19 protein-coding genes are annotated in these 18,919 nt (G+C 62.5%); 2 read left to right on the forward strand and 17 right to left on the reverse strand.

Annotated features, from left to right (window positions below):
- Positions 1-4 precede the first annotated feature (4 nt).
- Genes AC1DGI_RS09890 through AC1DGI_RS09900 form a run of 3 tightly spaced genes read right to left on the reverse strand, consistent with a single transcriptional unit; the run spans position 5 to position 4,465 of the window.
- The gene (locus AC1DGI_RS09890; RefSeq protein ID WP_476898661.1) at positions 5-1,987 is read right to left on the reverse strand and encodes a flavin-containing monooxygenase; all 1,983 of its coding nucleotides are present in this window, start codon (positions 1,985-1,987) and stop codon (positions 5-7) included.
- Positions 1,988-2,006: 19 nt separating this feature from the next.
- Positions 2,007-3,620, reverse strand: coding sequence for an FAD-dependent monooxygenase (locus tag AC1DGI_RS09895; RefSeq protein ID WP_476898662.1), 1,614 nt, complete (start codon positions 3,618-3,620; stop codon positions 2,007-2,009).
- 2 nt (positions 3,621-3,622) lie between these two features.
- The gene (locus AC1DGI_RS09900; protein WP_476898663.1) at positions 3,623-4,465 is read right to left on the reverse strand and encodes a fumarylacetoacetate hydrolase family protein; all 843 of its coding nucleotides are present in this window, start codon (positions 4,463-4,465) and stop codon (positions 3,623-3,625) included.
- Between the two features lie 130 nt (positions 4,466-4,595).
- Between AC1DGI_RS09900 and AC1DGI_RS09905 the strand changes: the two genes are divergently transcribed.
- A complete protein-coding gene (locus AC1DGI_RS09905) occupies positions 4,596-5,300 on the forward strand; it encodes a GntR family transcriptional regulator (RefSeq protein WP_441402066.1) in 705 nt (234 codons plus the stop codon).
- A 17-nt stretch (positions 5,301-5,317) separates the two neighbouring features.
- On the opposite strand, the gene AC1DGI_RS09910 is transcribed toward AC1DGI_RS09905, so the two are convergent.
- The 14 genes from AC1DGI_RS09910 to AC1DGI_RS09975 all read right to left on the reverse strand — a co-directional run bounded on the left by AC1DGI_RS09910 (position 5,318) and on the right by AC1DGI_RS09975 (position 17,715).
- A complete protein-coding gene (locus AC1DGI_RS09910; protein WP_476898664.1) occupies positions 5,318-6,193 on the reverse strand; it encodes a VOC family protein in 876 nt (291 codons plus the stop codon).
- 29 nt (positions 6,194-6,222) lie between these two features.
- Complete coding sequence (locus AC1DGI_RS09915) at positions 6,223-6,936, reverse strand: SDR family oxidoreductase (RefSeq protein ID WP_441402068.1); 714 nt, start codon at positions 6,934-6,936, stop codon at positions 6,223-6,225.
- Positions 6,933-7,628 (reverse strand): TetR/AcrR family transcriptional regulator, encoded by a 696-nt coding sequence (locus tag AC1DGI_RS09920; protein ID WP_441402069.1) that lies wholly within the window; start codon positions 7,626-7,628, stop codon positions 6,933-6,935. The genes AC1DGI_RS09915 and AC1DGI_RS09920 overlap by 4 nt, the downstream gene beginning before the upstream one ends.
- Positions 7,625-8,461 (reverse strand): ABC transporter ATP-binding protein, encoded by an 837-nt coding sequence (locus AC1DGI_RS09925; RefSeq protein WP_476898665.1) that lies wholly within the window; start codon positions 8,459-8,461, stop codon positions 7,625-7,627. Before AC1DGI_RS09925 ends, AC1DGI_RS09920 begins: the two co-directional genes overlap by 4 nt.
- Positions 8,451-9,224, reverse strand: a complete 774-nt coding sequence (locus AC1DGI_RS09930; RefSeq protein WP_441402071.1) for an ABC transporter permease — start codon at positions 9,222-9,224, stop codon at positions 8,451-8,453. The genes AC1DGI_RS09925 and AC1DGI_RS09930 overlap by 11 nt, the downstream gene beginning before the upstream one ends.
- Entirely contained in the window at positions 9,221-10,045 is an 825-nt protein-coding gene (locus tag AC1DGI_RS09935; RefSeq protein WP_441402072.1) for an ABC transporter permease, read from the reverse strand. The genes AC1DGI_RS09930 and AC1DGI_RS09935 overlap by 4 nt, the downstream gene beginning before the upstream one ends.
- Positions 10,046-10,151: 106 nt before the next feature.
- Positions 10,152-11,147, reverse strand: a complete 996-nt coding sequence (locus AC1DGI_RS09940) for an ABC transporter substrate-binding protein (protein ID WP_476898666.1) — start codon at positions 11,145-11,147, stop codon at positions 10,152-10,154.
- A gap of 124 nt (positions 11,148-11,271) precedes the next feature.
- The gene (locus tag AC1DGI_RS09945) at positions 11,272-12,915 is read right to left on the reverse strand and encodes a bifunctional 3-(3-hydroxy-phenyl)propionate/3-hydroxycinnamic acid hydroxylase (protein ID WP_476898667.1); all 1,644 of its coding nucleotides are present in this window, start codon (positions 12,913-12,915) and stop codon (positions 11,272-11,274) included.
- The gene (locus AC1DGI_RS09950) at positions 12,912-13,664 is read right to left on the reverse strand and encodes an HpcH/HpaI aldolase family protein (RefSeq protein WP_441399658.1); all 753 of its coding nucleotides are present in this window, start codon (positions 13,662-13,664) and stop codon (positions 12,912-12,914) included. The genes AC1DGI_RS09945 and AC1DGI_RS09950 overlap by 4 nt, the downstream gene beginning before the upstream one ends.
- Positions 13,661-14,113 (reverse strand): nuclear transport factor 2 family protein, encoded by a 453-nt coding sequence (locus AC1DGI_RS09955; protein WP_441399659.1) that lies wholly within the window; start codon positions 14,111-14,113, stop codon positions 13,661-13,663. The genes AC1DGI_RS09950 and AC1DGI_RS09955 overlap by 4 nt, the downstream gene beginning before the upstream one ends.
- The gene (locus AC1DGI_RS09960) at positions 14,106-14,900 is read right to left on the reverse strand and encodes a 2-keto-4-pentenoate hydratase (protein WP_476898668.1); all 795 of its coding nucleotides are present in this window, start codon (positions 14,898-14,900) and stop codon (positions 14,106-14,108) included. The genes AC1DGI_RS09955 and AC1DGI_RS09960 overlap by 8 nt, the downstream gene beginning before the upstream one ends.
- Positions 14,901-14,905: 5 nt before the next feature.
- Positions 14,906-15,766 (reverse strand): alpha/beta fold hydrolase, encoded by an 861-nt coding sequence (locus AC1DGI_RS09965; RefSeq protein WP_476898669.1) that lies wholly within the window; start codon positions 15,764-15,766, stop codon positions 14,906-14,908.
- Complete coding sequence (locus AC1DGI_RS09970) at positions 15,763-16,704, reverse strand: 3-carboxyethylcatechol 2,3-dioxygenase (RefSeq protein WP_476898670.1); 942 nt, start codon at positions 16,702-16,704, stop codon at positions 15,763-15,765. The genes AC1DGI_RS09965 and AC1DGI_RS09970 overlap by 4 nt, the downstream gene beginning before the upstream one ends.
- 426 nt (positions 16,705-17,130) lie before the next feature.
- Entirely contained in the window at positions 17,131-17,715 is a 585-nt protein-coding gene (locus AC1DGI_RS09975; protein WP_476898671.1) for a helix-turn-helix domain-containing protein, read from the reverse strand.
- Positions 17,716-17,838: 123 nt separating this feature from the next.
- Here AC1DGI_RS09975 and AC1DGI_RS09980 point away from each other — a divergent pair, with 123 nt between their 5' ends.
- Entirely contained in the window at positions 17,839-18,894 is a 1,056-nt protein-coding gene (locus AC1DGI_RS09980; protein WP_476898672.1) for an NAD(P)/FAD-dependent oxidoreductase, read from the forward strand.
- The last annotated feature ends 25 nt before the right edge of the window (positions 18,895-18,919 follow it).

Genomic DNA, 18,919 nt, shown 5'->3' on the forward strand with positions numbered 1-18,919 from the left:
GTGTTCACGGAATAAACTCGTGATCGCCCTCGCTGACCGCCTCGGTAATCTGCCAATACTCCACGTTCGTATAGGGCCAGACTTGCGAAACACGGCCGTGCGCGTTCTGATACCACGTGTGCACATACGGCTGCCCCCACGCCATCCGGCGGTTGCCAGCGTCGATCCAGTCAACAAAGCGGTCCAAGGCCGCGGGCCTCACGTCGATGGCGGCGGCACCCCTGTGCAGGATCTCGTAAACAGACTTGAGGGAGAACTCGACGGCACGTTCAATCATGAAGTGCAGGCTCCCGGCGACGACACCTCCGACGTTAGGGCCGTAGATGAGGAAGAAGTTGGGGAAGCCGGGCACCGTGATGCCGTTGTATGCGCGCGCGTCGCCCTTCCAGAAGTCGTGAATCTCCACACCGTCGCGACCGATGACCTCCACCTCATCGAGGTAATCCGACGGCTTGAAGCCGGTCGCGAAGACGACGATGTCGACTTCATGCTCAACGCCATGACCGTCGACTATGCCGCGCTCGGTGAATCGCTCGATACCCGCTGTCACAACTGTCGTGTGCGGGGATTTGAGGGCGGCGGCCCACACCCCGTTGTCACGGAGCATCCGCTTTGCGCCCGGAGGGTAGTTGGGAACGGCATGAGCCAGTAGGTCCGGGCGTTCCGCGAATTGAGCTGCGAGGAGCCCGGTCAGCACGTCGCGGACCTCTTGGTTCTTGCGGGAGACGCTCAGTGGTGCTCCCTCCCAGCCTTCCTCTGCCGTCACGGTGTGCAAGCGGCCGGGGATGCCCTGAACCGTCGCCCATAGGCGGTTCCACTGTGCATAGTGCGGGACCTTGCGTCGCAGCCAGGTGAAGGCGTCGGTGACGCGGTCGTGATAGTTCGGTGCCGGCAGCATCCAGGGTGCGGTGCGCTGGAACAGCACCAGTTTCTCAACGTCGTCTGCCAGTGCCGGCACAATCTGGTAAGCGCTGGCACCTGTGCCGATAACGGCTACGCGCTTTCCCGCATAGTCCGCCTCGTGTGACCACTCCTGCGAGTGCATGGTCACACCGCGGTACTGGTCGACGCCCTCGAAATGAGGGATGTTGGGGCGGTCCAACTGACCGAGAGCGCTCACGACAGCCGCAAAGCTCCGGGTCTGCTCTTTCCCGGCGGCATCCCGGGTGGTGGCCTCCCACCTGCGGGCCCCCTCGTCCCAGCGCAGCCGGTTCAGCCGGGTGGAGAACTCGATATTCTCAACGATTCCCGCGCGCTCGGCGACGTCGCGGACGTAGTCGAGAACGTCCCCTCCCTTCGCGAACTGGTGGGGCCAGTCGCCTCGCTGCGCGAACGAGTACGAATACCCGAAAGTCGGGGTGTCGAGCCGGACACCAGGATAAGAGTTCTTAGCCCACGTCCCACCCAGCATTGGAGCGTCTTCGACGACGATAAAGGGCACCCCGGCTTGCTTATACCTGTGTGCCGCAGCGATCCCGGCGATCCCTGCCCCGACGATGAGCACGGGGAACTCGCGACCATCAGCGACGTCCTCGAAATGCCATTGAGGGGCCCCACCTTTGTCCGCTGCGAGGTCAAGCTCATGCTTCAGCGAATCGTACCAATGCTCACGCCCCGCGGTGAGGAAACGCAGGAGATCAGTGACGGTCTCATCCGGGAGCAGATCAACCGCGGTGATCCCATTGTCCCGGAGCTCGCGCAACCCGGCCAACGCCACTGCCTTTGCGCCTTCCTGCTGATCGGCGGACATGCCACCGTGCGGATGGGGTTGGGTGTCCACCGGGCTCAGCGGAGGTTGTAGGTCGCTACTCAGTGACGACGTATCGCCGAGCGCCGCCGCGATCGCGACGAGCAGCACGGGAAGTTCCGATTGCGCGATGATCTCCGCCAGAAAGGCGTCGTCCTCGACAATGGGCTCCGCGCCAGGTTCCCAATAGAGGTCATCGAACCGTGCGGTTTCGGACCGCGATTCCTGCATGCTGGGCATTCCGTTCTCCTTGAAATTGTTATCGCCGCGAGCGTGGATCGACGTACGAGCGCAGACTTTGGATGACTGACTGTTCGCTGTCGTCGGTGAACACTGCCGCGACGTAGCGATCCGGACGAACCACCAGGGTGTGAGGTTTCGTCAGGCGTGGGACTGCGAGCAACCGTCCAGCGTCGAGGAGCAGCGGAAAACTGTATTGCTCAGCCGGCGAAACGGGTGTGCCTGCCAATACAAGCCGTCGGGCGCCGAGCAAGGCCCAGAATGGATCCGGCCTCTGCGGTGACGCGCTTTCTGCTTCCAGGGTCAAGAGGGACCAGCCGTCGCCGAGATGAGTATCGAGCGGCATCGTCCCGCCGTCCGGGCCGGTCACCGACGGCTGGCTCAGTGCGAAACCGACCGATGCCGCCAACCGGCGGTCGATATCCCGTCCCGCCTTGATGGCCACGCCGTTGCGGTAATCGGGTGGTGAGATGAAACGCATGGATCCCAGATACCGGTGAACCGCGGGAATGAGGCTGACCGTGCGGAAGGCGATGTCCCGGACGTTGGTCTTCAGTGCGCCCACAGCCATAACAACGGCCCCGGTCCGGCGTGACACCTTCACCATTTTCGCTGCATGGGTGCGGCGTTCGGATTCGTAGGTGGACAGGAGGCGGTCCGTGCCTGCGCCGCGGAGCACTTCCAACAGCTTCCAGCTGAGATTGAGTGCGTCGCGCAGCCCGGCGTTCAGCCCCTGCCCTGAGAAGGGCGGCATGAGGTGCGCGGCGTCACCGATCAGGAAGGAGCGGCCGGAGCGGTAGGTACGTGCGATGCGCTGGTGGGCGACGTAGACGACGGCGCGCCTGACATCCTCTGTCCCGATTCGCGGATGGAAAGGTCGGGACAGCTCAAGAATTTGCGCCGGTGCCGTCATCTCGTCCGCGCTTTCGTGGTCGAAAAGCATGAACTCCAGGCGCAGACGCCCTTTGATCCCGGGTACCAGAACGTAGGGACGCGTCCCGTTGCCGTGGAACTCGGCGTAGGGCTCGCGGGCCTCAGGCACATTGAGCAGGTCGATGACTACCCAGCGTTCCTCCTGAGTTGACCCCACCAGGTCAATGCCCAGGGCTTCACGGACGAAACTGCGGCCGCCGTCAGCACCGATAAGCCATGAGGCAGCCACGGCTCCGTTGCCGTCGTCGGATTGAAAACCGACGGTGACCCCGTCTTTATCCTGGGCGATCGCGTTGACTTGAGCACCTGTGAGAAATGCGATGCGCTCGTCATTGCTTGCTTTTGTCCAGAGGAGGTCTTCCAGCACGGGCTGGTCGAACTGTGACTTGGCCGGGTGTCCGATGCGGGAAGGAGCCGGTTTCGACGAGGCAAGTGGCCTGTCGTTCAGTCCGAAGTAACGGCTCCCGGTGCCGAGCAATGACTCCTCCTTCAGCGCATCGGCAAGGCCCAAACGGTCCATGGTCCGAAAGGTTTCGTCGGCGATGCTGATGGCCCGTGGCAGGTCCATCGGCGCGTTGGCGGCGTCGAGCAGCGCGACACGGGCGCCGCCGTCGGCGAGCAGCAGCGCCGCAGTCAGTCCCACCGGACCGGCGCCGACAACCGCGACATCGAAGTGATCCATGGCATTACCTTTGCGCATCTTTAGGCGACGAGAACGTTGCGCAGAGTACCGAGCTTGCCGACCTCAACCTCGACGACGTCGCCGGGGGCGAGGAACGTCGGCGGCTCCATGAACAGCCCCACGCCTCCGGGGGTGCCGGTCACAATGACGTCACCAGGGGACAGCGGGGTGAATGCCGTCACGTATTCGAGGATCGCGGGGATGTCGAAGATAAGGTCCGCAACCGCCGCGCGCTGCCGGACTTCTCCATTGACCCTCGTCTCAACGACGAGTTCGGTGACATCACCGACTTCCTCGGCGGTCATGAAGTAGGGGCCAAAGGCGCCACTCAGCGGAAAGTTCTTCCCGGGAGTCCACTGTCCGGTGTGGCGCTGCCAGTCACGGGCACTGAAATCATTAAAAGCGGCGTAGCCGGCGACGACCTTGAGCGCATCCTCCGGGCGGACGTGGTCCGCGGGAGCTCCCACGACCAATGCGACCTCGCCCTCGTAGTCATACATGTCGCTCTCGCTGGGAATCGGCAAGTCGGCTCCATGCGCGGCAAGCGTGTCGGAGAAACGTGCGAACACCGTCGGCTTTCCAACATCTGCCCGCCCCGTCTCTTCACGGTGGCTGCGGTAGTTGACACCGATGCAGATCACCTTGCCGGGCGCAGCCAGGAGAGGGAGGAACTGGGTTCCTTCCACAGGCTGAACCGGCGCACCGTCGGATTCCGGTGCCGTGGCAAGCAGGTCGTCCACAATCGCCGACTGAAGCGAAGGAGAAACATTGACGCCGCTGGGACCCAGATCGAACAGCTGGCCGTCGATCTCCAGCCCCCAGGTGGGCTGTCCTGCCGGGGTGAGGTAACTCGCGTAGCGCATGTAAATCCTTTCTGGGGCCGACGACATCCGCCGTCGGGGAATCTTGGTGTTGCTTGAACTGTATGCAGAATGCATTCCGCAGTCAATAACGCACTTTCGAATGATCAGTGCGTATGTGTAGTCTTAATCCATGGCACGACAAGCGAATGCAGAGACGATTAGCGTGGGGGTCCGCGACATGCTGCGGGCCGATATCTTCGCTGCACAATGGGCCCCCGGTACCAACTTGCAGATTGGCGAACTGACCAAGCGATACAACGCCAGCTCCACAGTGGTCCGCGAGGCCATGGTGCGATTGGCCGGCGAAAAACTCCTCCAGTTCCGCCCCAACCGGGGCTTTTTCATCGCGGAATACACCCTGGAAGAGTTGCGTGGTCTGGGCGAGCTCCGCTGTCGGGTGGAAGAATACGGTCTGACACTGGCCATCGAGCGAGGCGACGTCACGTGGGAGTCCGACCTCCTCGCTGTCCATCATCGGCTGGAACGGACCCCACGCCGAGGGACTGAAGATCCTAACCACATCACGTCCGAATGGTTCCTCGCCCACCAGGCGTTCCATGCAAAATTGCTTGAGCCGTGCTCTGTCCCACTGTTGCAGGACTTCGCTGCAACTTTGGGTGAAGCCACCGCCCTATACCGGCTGTGGACCGCCCCGGATCAGCGCGCGCAATCACGGGACATCGAGGCCGAGCACCGCGCGATCCTCGAGGCGACCATGGTGCGGGATGCGCCGACGGCCACCAAACTACTGCGTGAGCACTACATGCGGACCATCGACATCATTGAAGACGCTGAATTCCGTGCCGCCGCAGAAGCCGCGCCGTCCCAGGGGTAGGAACGGCACGGCGGCAGCTAGCCCACGGAGACCGGGAAGACCCCATGTGAGCGGAAATCTTCGCCGTTGTAGACGCCCCACCGGTTGAACCACGTCCGGTCGTCCTGGCTCCACTCAATTGGAGGACGATCAATCTCGTGGATCTGCTCAAGGTCTGTGTATAGCTCTACTACAGTGCCGTTGGGCTCGACGTAGTATGCGGCGATGTTGTGGCCTGCGCCGTGACGTACAGGTCCCCAGATCAGACGACGGTCCCGGGCAAACAAGCGGTCGGCGAGTCGTCCAAGGTCGGCCACGGACTGCGTCTGCCACGCGTGGTGATGCAGTGTGCCGCGTCCTTTGATGAGCGCGATTCCATGGTGGTCGGGGTTGCAGCGCAGGAAGTAGGCGAAGTCCTTGCCGATGACGTCGGAGACCTTGAAGCCGAAGAACTGCACCAGAAAGTCCCTCATGGCTGTGGGATTCTGGGGGTGGATGTTGATGTGGCCGTAGCGGTCCGGGCCAAAGGCTGCCGGGCCGTGCCGGAACGTCTTCATGCCGACATAGACGTGGTAGACGTATCCCTCGGGGCCCAGGACGGCGAAGCCCTCACCGATCTCCCGTTCGAGGGGACTGCGCGTGAGGATCGGAAACCCTCTGGCCTCGAGGCGCTTCCGGATGATCTCCAAACCCTCGGGGCTGTCGGCGACAAGGCCAATATGGTCAATGCCGTCCTCCTCGCTCTTCACGTAGACGAGCTCGTGGTGACGGTCCGCAGCGGACAAATAGGCCCTGTCGTCGTCGTTGTGTGTCATGCGCAGACCGAGGACGTCAGTCGCCAACTCGAGCGACTCATCGTAGTCACGGGTCCGCATTGCGAGATATCCCATTTCGGTAATCACACCAAGTGACATAGCTAAAACCTTTCTTTCAGCGTCGGCCCCTAAACGGAGCGGGACGCGCCGCCATCCACTCGGATGTTCTGGCCTGTGATGTAGCTGGCTTCTTCGCTGGCGAGAAACCGAATGACGCGGGCCACTTCTTTCGTGCTGGCAGCCCTGCGCAAAGGTATTCGGGTGGTCCATTCCGCCGGTACAGTGCCCGGATCCTCTTTGGTGAAGCCCGGAAGAACGTTGTTCATCCGGATCCCGGATGGCCCGTACTCGTCGGAGTACAACTTGGTGAAAGTACCCAGCGCCGCACGGAACGTGCCTGAGACCGGGTAGTTCGGGTTGGGCTCGAAGGGGGAACTCGTGGAGACGTTGACGATCGCCCCACCTCCTGCGGCAACCATGTGAGGGGTCACGATCCGGCTCATTCGGATGACGTTGAGAAGGTACATCTCGTAGCCCTCTGCCCACTCGTCGTCGCTGATCTCCAGCACAGGCTTTCTGGCAGCATGTCCGGAACTGTTAACCACGACGTCGATGCGTCCGTACGTGGTCAGCGCCAAGTCCGTGACTGCTTCCAGGTCCGCCACGGACCGGTTGGAACCCTTGGTTCCAACCCCGCCCAGGCTGCGGGCAAGGTCCATTGCGCTCCCGGAAGGCGAAAGCGCGGCAATACGGTACCCATCGCCGGCTAGTGCGCGGACAGCGGCGGCGGCAATGCCGCGGCCGCCTCCAACCACCAGGGCTACCCGGTCCGAACCGCTCATGGTTGATCCTCCGCGGCCCCAAGGCTGGCGTAGTGCTGGACGAGCTTATCCATGGCCAGCGCAGACAGCTCCGCCGCCTCGGCAAAGTCGATCTTGTCCCCCGCGGATGCCGAAATGTAAAAACCGTCCGTCAGGGCGCGGCCAAGCATGACGACTTTTCGGGCGAGGTCTGGTTTCACGCGTAAGGCTGCGGCGGGGATACCCGGGGTGACAGCCTCGACCATGAGTTCGTACATCTCCTCGCGCACTTCCAGGTATTTTTGGCGTGCAGCGTTCCCCGCCAGTCGCTTCTCCAGCGCAAAGAGCAGTCCAATGATCCAGAATGCTTCCTGCGCGTTCGCCGGGTCGGCGGAATTAGCCGCGGATCCGGCGATGCTCGTGCGGAGAATGACCCTGTTTTCCGGTCCCCGGTGACGCGTCTTCCAGTTTTCGAAGCAGTAGTCGATCAGCGCGGCGAACAAGCCTTCTTTGTTTTCAAAGTGCCAGTAGACGGATCCGATCGGCAGATGGGCTACCCGGGCGACCTCAGCCATCGTTGTACCCTCATAGCCCTCGGTGACAGCGAGCTGCAGCACCGCCTCAAGGATGGCGCGTTCATTTTCCGGGGTGGAATGGTGGACGCGGCGACGTTTGCCCGTTTCCGGCTTGACTGCTCCATTAGTGCTGGCGTCAGCGCCTGCCCGGGGACTCATGAGCGCAGCTCCTCGCGGGCTGCCGCCCGCTCGCCACCCGGGTTGATCTTGGCGAACTGAACTTCCTCGTAGACCTGATGGCGCAGTTCGCCGAAGCGGTGCAGCGATCTGGTGTCAGCTTGGCTGCGTACGTCCGGTAGATCGATGTGCAGGTCGGCCTGGATGATGGTCGGCGAACTCGAGAGCACCAGCACTCGCTCCGCCAGGTAGACGGACTCGTCGATATCGTGGGTCACAAAGAGAATTGTCATATTGAGGCGCTTCCAGACGTCGCGGACGAGGTCTTCGAGCTCTCCGCGGGTTTGCGCGTCGACTGCTGCGAAGGGCTCATCCATGAGAAGCACGCTGGGGTTGGAGGCGACAGCACGGGCAATTGCCACGCGCTGCTGCATGCCACCGGAGAGCTGCCACGGGTAGCTCTTGGTTGCGTGGGAGAGACTGACGGCCTCGAGCGCCTCACTGACGCGCTCCTTGCGTTCAGCCTTGGGCACGCCGGAGGTCTTCAGCGGCAGCTCGACGTTGTCTTCAACGCTAAGCCAAGGAAACAGGCTGCGGCTGTACTCCTGAAAGACCACCGCCATGCCCTCGGCAGGGCCGGCAACCCGCCGGCCGTCGAGCTCCACCTCGCCGGATGTGGGCTCCAGGAGTCCGGCGATGCATTTCAGCAGCGTCGTTTTCCCCGAACCGGACGGCCCCACCAAGCAGGCGAACTCGCCGGCATGCAGATCGAAGGTGAGGGACCGCACGGCCTCCACTTCGTTGCGGCTGCCTACACCATAGAGCTTGCGCAGCTGCTGGACACTGAGTCGGACTTCCGACTTGTTAGCCGTCATTCGAGGCCTCCTTTAGACCGTAGTACCATCCCAAAACGCGCTTCTGGATCGCTTGGAAAGCTACCGACAGCAGCACTCCGATGATTCCCAGGAGAACGATACCGCTCCACATTTCCGGGATCGCGACGCGGTTTTGAAAGTTAATAATCGAATAGCCAATGCCGTCGGTCGAAGCGAACATCTCCGAGACAACCAAGAGGATGAGGCCGACCGCGAGGCTGTGCCGGATGCCGGCCATGATGAGCGGTGAGGCGCCTGGCAGAACGAGGTAGCGGATGCGGTCGAACCCACGAAGGCCGTAGACACGGGCGGTATTCTTCAGGACTTCATCAAGGGACCGCACACCTTCCACAGTATTCAACAGGATGGGCCAGAGGCAGCCGAGGACGATGACGGCGACCTTCATCGTGTCATTGATACCGATCAGCAGCAGCAGAACCGGAATGAGGATCGTTGAGGGTACCGCCCTGACGAATTCGAGCAGTGGCTCGAGAAGCCAGCGCAAGTTGCGTGACAGCCCAATCGCAATTCCGAGGACCACCCCGAGCACCAGTGAGATCAGGAGGCTGATGGACAGTCGCCCAATACTGGGGAGAACGTCCGTGAAGAACTTTTCGCTGAACCACACTTTGGCAAAAGTGCTGGCCATCTTGTCCGGTTTGGGGACGAAGAAGTTCACTCCCTGGGCTGTGGTCGCCCACCAGATGGCGATGAGGATGGCCGGCAGGCCGAACCACATACCTATGCGTTTGAGGACGATCATGCCGCCACCTCCGAACGGACTGAGGTGTGCCAGAAAAGCACTTTGCGCTCAATGAAGCGGAATATCAGGTTGACCAGTATGCCGAGCACGCCGGATGTAAGGATAAGGGCAATCATGGCTGGCGGGTTGTCGTTGAGTTGGGCCTGCGCGACTGCCCGGCCGATACCCGGGGTGCCGACGATGAGCTCGGAACTGATAGCGAGGATAAGGGCGACTGTGGCCGCGATCCGAATACCGGTCATCAGATACGGCAAAAGCGTGGGTAATACGAGGTGGCGGACCCGCTGCAGCCACGTCATCCGCATGGTGTGAACTGTGTCATTTGCCACTTTGTCGATATCGGTAATGCCGTACAGGACCTGGATCATGATGATCCAGAAGCAACCGTAAACGACGATCATGAGCTCGGCGCCGATCCTCGGTCCGAACAGCAGTGCAGCCAATGGGATCATTCCCACGGCCGGGATGGGGCGGAGGAACTCGATAGAAGTGTGCGTCGCAGACCGCAGGAACTCGCTGGATCCGATGAGCAGGCCAACTGCGACACCACCGAGTGTGGCGATGCCGAGCCCAAGGAACCAGGCCCACATCGTCTGCCCCATGGTCATCCAAAATTGGGTGAAGGTCAGGTTGGTAAAGAAGGTTGGAAGCACCACCGACGGCGGTGGCAGGTGGTGCTGACTGATCGGGCCAAAGACTGAGTAGAGTTCCCAGACGATGAGTGCGGCGAGGATGCCGGCGACACCCAGGACGTAGGGCCCGACAGCAGTCCACCGGGCAGCACGACGCACTCTGTGCTCCCGCGTAGGCACGGTGCTCACAGCCACGCTGCTCAGGGTTGGAGTTTGCGTTTCCACGGTTTTGTTCTGCTCTCAGTTGTTGCGATCGATATGGGGTCGGGGCCGACGAGCGGCCCCGACCGCGGGGTTACGGCTTCCAGATCACCTTGTCAACGTCTGGCTTGGTGCTCACGACGCCGTATTTGACGAGCAAATCCGCGAACAACTGGATGGTCTCTTTCGAAACGTCCGCGTTGTAGATGGAGAGTTTTACTTTCGCCGCTGCGGCCGGATCGGTGCCGAGCGAAGCAGGCATTGCCGCGCGGACCAGATCATTGTTCTCAGTCAGGAACGGCAAAGCGTCTTTCATGGCCGCAGTGAACCGCTTGACCAAGGCAGTGTCGCTGTCGACGAGTTTGCCACTGGAGATCGTCACGAGTTCATTCGCGCCCAGGCCTGTGTCATGGATGAAGTCGCTGACCACCCGGCCGCCCTTGGCCACTACCTGCTGCATGAAGGGCGAACCCGCCATCCCTGCGTCAATCTGGCCAGCTTCGATCTGGGCTGCAACCTCGGGGAATGACAGCTGGACGAACGTCACCTTCTTCGGATCCCCGCCATCCTTGGCCACGGCTTCACGGATGCCGATTTCTCCAATGCTGCCCAGTGCGTTGACCGAGACCTTCTTGCCTTCGAGATCGCGGGCGCTCTTGATGCTCGATGAGGCACCGACAACGACGGCGGTCGAGTCTTCCACGGTCTTGGGATCGTTCTGGGTAACACCATCAACGATGCGGACATCGAGGCCCTGCGTGGTTGCCGTCAGGGCTGTGACCGGGCTGGCCAGCATGAAGTCGAGCTCCCCGGTTGCGAGCGCGGGCAACTGTGCCGCACTGCTGCCCGCGCCAACGACCAATTTGAGATCGATGCCCTGCTTCTTGAAGTAGCCCTTGTCGATGGCAACTTGTAGTGCCGCGACGGTGCTGGACGGAAACAGTCCGTAGGTGACTTTGGTGAGCCCGGCGGAGCCACTGGCGGCCGCCGTGGAGCCGCTTCCGTCAACAGATCCGGACGCACAACCACTAAGTGTCAGTGCTAGAGCCACGGCACCAACGGCCGCTGCACGGGTTTTCTTGATGTTCATAAGATTCGCTCTCCCTTGAGTGAACGCTGCGCGGGCCTTCCCGCCTACCGCCTGTACAGACGAGTTGCAGCAACAGTATTTATTGATTATGCGCTTGTCAATGAATTATGCGTTCGTAACCTTATTATGCGTTTTGAAAAGCCAATGTGACGTCGGCCACGCTGAATACTTTCTTTAGAACGCCGTTCAGTTCCTGGGCGATGCACTCGGCGGCCACCACATGATCGGGTCGCACAACGATCGCGGAGAAGGGCCTCTCGTCAAACCAGGCCTTCAAGAGTCCGCTTTCGTCGCCAACCACTCGAACCCCAGGCGCTGCCGCAGCCTTCGCCCACGCCAACTGCGTGGCCGGCACGGCGTGCACAAGGGTTCCGCCGAGCCCTGCCAACGTCTCAGCCTCAGCGTCGCCGACGAAGGCCCGTGGATCGTTGTTCCATACGATGACCCGCCATCCCTGGCCGGTGGCGTCGTCCAAGAGGACCGAACAGCCCTCCTCATTCCGCACCGTGGGCTGCGGGAACAACGTGCCCACTGCGCGGGGGGCATCCGCCCGATCAGGCAACGCCTTCCACGTGGGGAGCTCGGACGGAACCACGATGCCGTGGTCGTATTTGGGCATCGGTTTGTAGCCCTGGCTGTTGAGCCGGGCACGGGCCTTCGGCAGCTTGTCTACAACTGCCGCTGCCATGTCACGCACCGCCGTGCGCAGCCTGTTGTGGTCTGTGACGAGGTTCGCCATATTCAACGACAACGCCACCATGGCCTTGACGTGTTCACGCCGCTCACCTTCATAGGAATCGAGCAGCTTGGCGCTGGCCTTCCCCTGAACCACGGCAGCTAGTTTCCACCCCAGGTTCAGCGCGTCCCGGATGCCGGAGTTCCAACCCTGGCCAGCAACCACCGGCATGACGTGGGCAGCATCGCCGGCCAGCAGGAATCGTCCTACGCGGAACTTCTCGGCCACACGGGCGTGATGGGCGTAAACCCGACGGCGGATGATGTTCAAGCCAGCGGGATCGGGCACGTGCGCGGCAAGGAGGGAGAAGACGAACGCATCGTCCTCGGCGAGTTCTTCAGATTCACCTTCGAATAGCGTGAATTCCCAGCGGCGGATTCCATGCGGCAGGCTAAGTGTCGCGTACCCACGCTTTGGATCGCCGCCAAAGACCGCATGCGGGGTGCCGATGGGGTCATTGGCGACGTCGATGACCAGTCCGCGGGTCGACCGCGTTTCGCCCTCGAATGCCAGCCCAAGGTGTTGCCTGGTCAAGGACCGCCCGCCGTCGCAGCCGACGACGTAGCTGCCGGTCACCTGTCCTTCGCCCGACGCAGTGAGGAATGTAGCCGTCACGCCGTCGGAATCTGAGGCAAAGGCGCTCACTTGGCTGCCGAAGCGCACTTCGACGTGCGGGTAGCGGGCGAGACCTTCCAGGAGTGCTTTATCGACAAGGGGCTGGATAAAGCCATTTCTGCGGGGCCAGCCAAACTCGCGGGTTGTGGGATTGATCTCCGCAAGTATTTTGCGGTCTCCGTTGACGATTCGGATCTTCTGATCCGGGACGGTGTGCGGAAGCACCTTGTCCACCAGTCCGATGGTCTGCATGGTCCGCAGGGCCTCGTCATCGATGCCCACGGCGCGGGGGTAGTCGATGAGTTCGTCACGGCCTTCCAAGACCACTGTGCTCACGCCGAACTGTCCAAGGAGGTTGGCGAGCGTCAATCCGACCGGGCCCGCTCCGATGATAATAACGTCCTTGCGGTCGCTCATTTTGTACCCCTCAGGGTCTTGATGGAGTCCTGGGCCGCGCGGCTCAGGAAGATAAGGTCGATGCCGAGGCCAAGGTAATCGACGAGCTCCCGGTCCAATAGGTCAGCTGCGTAGGCGCTTGAGCCCGAGTAGATGCCAAGCGTGACGCCGTGCGCCCTGGTCAACTTGGACAAGTGCACGATGGCGTCGCGCACTGGACCGTCCTCCCAGTCCCCCCTCCCCGGAAGTCCGTAGGAGACTGCCAGATCCGCCGGTCCGATATAGATCGAGTCGAGCCCGGGAGTGGTGATGATACTTTCCGCGTGTTCGACGCCCGCAACCGTTTCGATCTGGGCGATCGTGGACACCGCGCGGTTTCCCGCCTCGGTGTAGGGCTGGCCCGGGTACAGGTTGGGGCGGCTCGGGCCGAGGCTCCGGTTCCCCACCCCCGGATACTTGGTTGCTTCTACGAGCATGCGCGCTTGTTCCCCGGACTCGATGGTCGGGGCGATGATCCCGCGTGCACCGCTGTCGAGCAGCCGCAGGATGGGGGCCGGATCCAGGCCCCCCACCCTGGCATAGGTGTACGCCGAATCCCGGGGCGCAGCGCGCAACATTGTGCACGCCTCCTCCAATCCGACCTCGCCATGCTGGAGGTCAACAACGACGCCGTCGTAGCCTGCAGCCAGAGCCCACTCCGTCACCGACAGGGACGGAATCGCCTGGTGCAAGAGGGCCGGCGACTGCCCGCCGCGGCTGTCCCACTTCATTCGGCTGTGCTTTCTGCGAGCCGCTTCGCATGTGCGGCGGCATTCAGCCCACCGAAGATGGGCGCGATCTCGCGCCGTGCGATCTTCCAGTCCCCGTCGACTTGCCGGTAGACCTCGCGGAATTCGCCTACGCTGGCGGGCATCAACGGGTTCTCCGACGAATCCCGGAACGTCATGTACTGCGTCCAACCGTGGAGCTCTTCACCCACCCACGCCAGCCGAATGCCACCAATGATGTGTCGTCCAACGACGCCCGTAATCTTGGCGCGACGTTGGCCCCAGGCTTTGATTGCGTCCTGGCCATCCATGTTCCCGAGTGGTCCGGTTGAGACTGCGTCTTGCGTGTACAGCTCCCACGTGGTGTCAGCTTTTCCATGGTCGAGCCTCCACAACAGTTCCGAGATGAGCTGCTCGATGGCCACGCGCGTTTCGACTGTGAGCTCACGCATCGACGGCCTCCGTCAGATAGGCAACAACGCTTCCCAGCCCGTGTGAATACTGGGCGGTGTACGTCACGTTGGGATCCCAGTCAATGATCAGCCCGATGGACCCGGAGAGCAGGATCTCGCCCGCCCGGAGGGGCTTGCCGATCCGCAGGGAGGTTTCGGCCAGCCACTGGATCGCGTTGACGGGATCGCCCATGACGTTCGCGCCGACGCCGCGCGTCAGTTCTTCCTCTCCCCGGTACAGGACCATTTCGACCTGCTTGAGGTCGATTTCGCCATAGGGGACACGAACCTGGCCGGTGACAATGCCCTCGCAGGCTGCGTTGTCTGCGATCGTGTCGACGATGCCCATCTTGTAGCTGAAGTAGCGGTTGTCCACCAGCTCCATGGCCGTCGTGACGTAATCGATGGCGGCTTCGACTGCGGCCAGGTCCGAATCCAGGATGTCGGACTTCAGGACGAAGGCAATCTCGGCTTCGATCTTCGGGTGGAAGTACGCTGACGCCGGCCTCTCAATCGGCGACTCAAACGTCATGTTGTCGAGGATGATTCCGTAGTCGGGCTCGTCCACCCCGGCGCGCTGCTGCACGATCGGGTTGGTCAGGCCCACCTTGCGGCCGACGCGATAGCGGCCTTCTGCGGCTTCCCGACGCTGGGTCACGAGCTCGGAAATGCGGTAGGCCGCGTCCTTGTCGTTGTCCGGCAGGCGGTGGCGGACGAACTCGATAGGGGTGCGCAGTGTGCGCGCGTTGTAGAGATCTCCAGCGATCTCCGTGAGGATGTCCGACATCTGCTTCAGGCCTTTCTGCGGAGGAAGTCGAGTGTTTTGTCGTTGAAGCTGGTGGGATCCTCCCACTGCGGCCAGTGGGCGGCGTTGCGAATCAGCACGAATTCACCGTCCGGTATTGCTGCGGCCAGAGACTCGCCCGTCGCTACGCCACCGGTTGGCTCGTGGTCGGTCCACACGAGCAATGCCGGTACGGGGATGGCCGCATAATCTTCCTTGGTGACCTGGTTTCGCGCACGGATATCGGGCACTTGGAGCGCCATGATGTGCTCCATTGACTTGATGAAGCCTGGGCGCCCATAGATGGACCGACGGACCTCGACGAGCTCATCGGTGATCTGGTCAGGATCGTGAATGACCACTTGGAGTCGGGCCAAGACGTTTCCGTACGTGGGCTCCTCGACAGCCTTCCGGCTCACGGGACTCACCCGCGCCATCGAACTGTTGCTGATCATTCGCCCGCCGGGTGCGCTGAGGACGACGCTTCGCAGTCTCTCGGGGTGGTGCGCAGCGAACTTGATCGCTATCCATCCGCCCAGGGACTCCCCGATGAGGTGCACCCGATCGAGTCCGAGTACGTCGAGGAGCTCGAGCAGGTGTGCCTCGTAGTCCGGGATTTCCAGGTCGGCGTCGGCGAGCGTTGAATAGCCGTGCCCCGGATAGTCGTATCCGATGACCCGGTATGTCTGGGCCAGAACCCGTATGTTGTGGGTCCACGCTTCGATGTGGCCGCTGGTGCCGTTGAGGAGGACCAGCGTCTGCTCCCCCGCACCGACGGACAGGACGCGGGTGTTCCACTCCCCCACCTGCACATATTCAAGGGTGTGGGGCAGATCCGCGATCTGCTCCCACATTGTCTTCTGGCTCATACTGCGTTGGGGATGGCCGCTGTGATGCCGAACCCTGCGCCCCAGGTCCGGACGGGCCAGTACCGGTCGACCACCATGTTGTAGTCGCCCACGGTGGACAGGGCACTGAAGGCTGCAATCCAGGACCGCATCTCGTGGGCGGCGCTGCCGCCTTCGGCGATGAACTCCTCGTTATCCCAGCTGTCGACGTCGGTCAGGGATCCCGAACGGAAGACCTCGAGCAGCTTCTGGTCCCATTCAGTGTTGAGCGGTGCACTCGAGGCGCGGCCATCGGCAATGGCCTGGATGCCCTCAATGATCTTGCCCTCGCGGGCCGCCCGGTCCGCCTTCGACGGCGCATAGGAAACGAGGCGTTGCTGAATCGGCTCAGGCGAACCGTCATACACCGGGATCGGGGGGTTATGCGACAAGCCGCCCGAGGCCACCAGGAGCACGCGCTTGTCCAGCTGCTGGGCCGCCCGGCCTATGGCTTCACCCATCATCCGAATACGAGACATGGGAGTGAGGGGTTTGCCAAGCGCGTTTACGAAAACAGGCACGAACGGACGGGTGAATCCCGCACCGAAGAGGAACTCCAGCGGCTGCATCACGCCGTGATCGACCTCCAACCGTTCCGAACGGGCGATATCGATTCCCTGCGCGATGGTCAGCGCGTGCAGTTCACGTGCCACTTCCGATTCGACCGGGAGCGGACCTTCCGACGTCCCGTAGTCCCCCACGCCGACTGCCTGCGCACCGATAGCGAACGGAGGCATCATCGAGTACAAGACGCCGTTGAAGTGATCGGGGCCGAAGATAACGGTGACGTCCGGGTTGAAGTCCTCGACGAAGGACCGTACGTCGGCAATCGCTTCGTTGATCTCCGCAAAAATCGTCCCGCCCGGGTCAACGTTTCCAAACGACGGAGCATGTGACAGCGCGGCAAGTGCAAGTGACATCGAAATCCTCTCTGCAGCGGCCTCCTTTGGACGCTTCCCTAGAGTCTAGATTCTAGATTCCATGTGTCAACCCTTTTTCCCAGATTTCTGTCCCAGTTGCGTGGCCGAGGAGCTCGCCGCCCGGTACATCCTGGACCAGATCGAGATCACCGCAGATACCAGCGGCCTGGATCTCAACCCGCTCTGGCGGGGCACACGTAACGACAGGATCTTGGAAGGCACGGACGGCGACAGGCCCGGACTGGAGCCTCGACGGTTTATGTGGACGAGTTCCAGCGAATTATGGAGTCGCCGGAGGCAGCCGAGGCGATGAAGTTCGGCGGCGTCCGTCCGGAAACAATGCTGAGGCTCGTCGAGCCCTAGGCACCTCGGGGGCGGCCTTGCTTCAGCGCCCTGTCAGGGGCCACGCCCGTCGGGCCTCTGCGGCTATGAGGTCTTGGGCCGCGCCCGCACGTGCATCCGCTCGCCCTGCTGTCCAAAGAGACTGATGAACTCGACGGGCTTGCCGTCAGCGCTGGCGAACCAGTGCGGGGTGCGGGTGTCGAATTCCGCGGCTTCGCCAGGGCGGAGTTCAAAGTCCTTCTCGCCCAGCACCAGACGTAGCCGTCCGTTGAGGATATAGAGCCATTCGTAGCCTTCGTGAACGCGCGGGTCGGGCTCCGCCCCGCGCGCCTCGCCGTCGAGCACCATCTTGAAGGCCTGCAGGCCGCCGGGGCGGCGCGTGAGCGGAAGAGCCGTCATTCCGGCATGCGTGATGGGCTGCAGGTGGATTCTCGGATCCCCGGTGGGCGGCGCGCCGACCAGGTCATCGAGCGGAACCCCGTACAGCCTCGCGAGCGGCAGCAGGATTTCGAGGTTTGGCCTGCGCTGGCCGGATTCCAGTCGCGACAGAGTGCTGACCGATACTCCGGAGGCGGAAGCCACATCTCCGAGGGTGAGGTTCCGATCCGTACGGAGCGCCCGGAGCCGGGGTCCGACCGCCCCAAGGACATCGTCAAGATCAGTTGTCATGTCTCCGAGTTTGCCATAACAGCAATCTTGTTTGTCAAAAATCGATCATGCGATACAAGCTGGATTAACCGCCAAGGGACGCTGGCGGCGAACTCTCAGGACGCGACGAAGGACAAGGTCAGTATGGACACCACACGGTATGACGTTGTGATCGTAGGCGGCGGCGCGGCCGGGCTCAGCGCGGCCACGACACTGGGCCGGGCGCTGCGCTCGGTGTTGGTCATCGATTCCGGCACTCCGCGCAACGCACCCGCGGCCGCTGTGCACGGGTTTCTTTCCAGGGACGGCGTGAACCCCCGGGATCTCCTGGCCGCAGGACGCAGCGAAGTGCTCTCCTACGGAGCCACCGTGATCGACGGCGAAGCCGTTTCGGCCCTGCGAACCCCCGACGGGTTCGACGTGATTCTCGGAGATGGCCGCCGGTTCTCCGGCCGGCGCCTCCTGGTCACCACCGGCCTGACGGACGAACTGCCTCCGGTCGACGGGCTGCGGGAACAATGGGGAAAAGGCGTGGTGCACTGCCCCTACTGCCATGGTTGGGAAATCCGCGGGCAACGGATTGGCGTGCTGGGCACGGGCCCGCTGTCCGTTCATCAGGCCTTGTTGTTTCGGCAGTGGTCCCCGGACATCACTCTTTTCCTCAACGATGCCGTGGAACCCGCCGACGAGGAGCGGGAGAAGCTCGCCGCCCGGTCCGTCAGGGTTGTTGACGGCGCCGTGGCTTCTGTTGAGGCTGCCGACGGCGTCCTCACGGGGGTTACGCTGCGCGAGGGCTCGTCGTTCGACGTCCAGGCCCTCGCCGTGGGAACACGGATGGAGGCTCGGCCCGCGCTCCTGGAATCCCTCGGGTTGAGTTCCCAACCGCACCCGTCGGGCGCAGGTCGGTTCATTGAGACGGACGCGATGGGGGCGACGGCCGTCCGCGGCGTGTATGCGGCGGGCAATGTGTCCAATCTGATGGCTCAGGTGATCACCGCGGCCGCTGAGGGTGTCATGGCCGGCGCCGGGATCAACACCGATCTCATCGAAGAGGAAACCCGGTGGGCCGTCGAAGGGCGCTTCGGGCCATTCTCGGCCGCCTCCGAAGCAGCCGCCGCCAAGATCGTTCTCGGTGACCGACGGCACGGCCTCGAGAGCGGGCGGTCAGCCGCCGGTATGGGCCCCGCGTCCACGGTGTAAGGATGATGAGCATGGATCACGGCCC

The sequence above is a fragment of the Arthrobacter sp. 05N428_2 genome (genome assembly GCF_056397065.1).

Bases quoted from the DNA above. Each gene is read 5' to 3' on its own strand.
- AC1DGI_RS09890 (WP_476898661.1), bottom strand. From the start codon at position 1,987: ATGCCCAGCATGCAGGAATCGCGGTCCGAAACCGCACGGTTCGATGAC.
- AC1DGI_RS09895 (WP_476898662.1), bottom strand. From the start codon at position 3,620: ATGCGCAAAGGTAATGCCATGGATCACTTCGATGTCGCGGTTGTCGGC.
- AC1DGI_RS09900 (WP_476898663.1), bottom strand. From the start codon at position 4,465: ATGCGCTACGCGAGTTACCTCACCCCGGCAGGACAGCCCACCTGGGGG.
- AC1DGI_RS09905 (WP_441402066.1), top strand. From the start codon at position 4,596: ATGGCACGACAAGCGAATGCAGAGACGATTAGCGTGGGGGTCCGCGAC.
- AC1DGI_RS09910 (WP_476898664.1), bottom strand. From the start codon at position 6,193: ATGTCACTTGGTGTGATTACCGAAATGGGATATCTCGCAATGCGGACC.
- AC1DGI_RS09915 (WP_441402068.1), bottom strand. From the start codon at position 6,936: ATGAGCGGTTCGGACCGGGTAGCCCTGGTGGTTGGAGGCGGCCGCGGC.
- AC1DGI_RS09920 (WP_441402069.1), bottom strand. From the start codon at position 7,628: ATGAGTCCCCGGGCAGGCGCTGACGCCAGCACTAATGGAGCAGTCAAG.
- AC1DGI_RS09925 (WP_476898665.1), bottom strand. From the start codon at position 8,461: ATGACGGCTAACAAGTCGGAAGTCCGACTCAGTGTCCAGCAGCTGCGC.
- AC1DGI_RS09930 (WP_441402071.1), bottom strand. From the start codon at position 9,224: ATGATCGTCCTCAAACGCATAGGTATGTGGTTCGGCCTGCCGGCCATC.
- AC1DGI_RS09940 (WP_476898666.1), bottom strand. From the start codon at position 11,147: ATGAACATCAAGAAAACCCGTGCAGCGGCCGTTGGTGCCGTGGCTCTA.
- AC1DGI_RS09945 (WP_476898667.1), bottom strand. From the start codon at position 12,915: ATGAGCGACCGCAAGGACGTTATTATCATCGGAGCGGGCCCGGTCGGA.
- AC1DGI_RS09950 (WP_441399658.1), bottom strand. From the start codon at position 13,664: ATGAAGTGGGACAGCCGCGGCGGGCAGTCGCCGGCCCTCTTGCACCAG.
- AC1DGI_RS09955 (WP_441399659.1), bottom strand. From the start codon at position 14,113: ATGCGTGAGCTCACAGTCGAAACGCGCGTGGCCATCGAGCAGCTCATC.
- AC1DGI_RS09960 (WP_476898668.1), bottom strand. From the start codon at position 14,900: ATGTCGGACATCCTCACGGAGATCGCTGGAGATCTCTACAACGCGCGC.
- AC1DGI_RS09965 (WP_476898669.1), bottom strand. From the start codon at position 15,766: ATGAGCCAGAAGACAATGTGGGAGCAGATCGCGGATCTGCCCCACACC.
- AC1DGI_RS09970 (WP_476898670.1), bottom strand. From the start codon at position 16,704: ATGTCACTTGCACTTGCCGCGCTGTCACATGCTCCGTCGTTTGGAAAC.
- AC1DGI_RS09975 (WP_476898671.1), bottom strand. From the start codon at position 17,715: ATGACAACTGATCTTGACGATGTCCTTGGGGCGGTCGGACCCCGGCTC.
- AC1DGI_RS09980 (WP_476898672.1), top strand. From the start codon at position 17,839: ATGGACACCACACGGTATGACGTTGTGATCGTAGGCGGCGGCGCGGCC.